This is a genomic window from Pseudomonas sp. SIMBA_067 (assembly GCF_046534675.1).
Taxonomy (GTDB): Bacteria; Pseudomonadota; Gammaproteobacteria; order Pseudomonadales; family Pseudomonadaceae; genus Aquipseudomonas; species Aquipseudomonas putida.
The window spans coordinates 1-245 of the sequence record NZ_JAWRYH010001101.1; the positions used below are offsets into that span (position 1 = coordinate 1).

A 245-nucleotide genomic window follows, 5' to 3' on the forward strand; every position below is an offset into this window, starting at 1 on the left:
GCCGTAGATGGTATCGAAACGCCTGATTGGGATGCCGTGCGTTTGCAGTTGGTCGATAAAATTGGCGATGAAAGCACCACCATTACAGTAGCGCCATTTGGCAGCGACCAACGGCGGGATGTAAAGCTCGATTTACGTCACTGGGCGTTTGAGCCTGATAAAGAAGATCCGGTATCTTCGCTGGGGATTCGTCCTCGTGGGCCGCAAATTGAACCTGTACTGGAAAATGTGCAACCAAACTCGGC

Annotated in this window: 1 pseudogene; it reads left to right on the forward strand. The window is 51.8% G+C overall.

Features of this window, described 5'->3' with window-relative positions:
- Window positions 1–245: pseudogene (locus SB765_RS32680) on the forward strand (zinc metallopeptidase RseP); the annotation flags it as partial.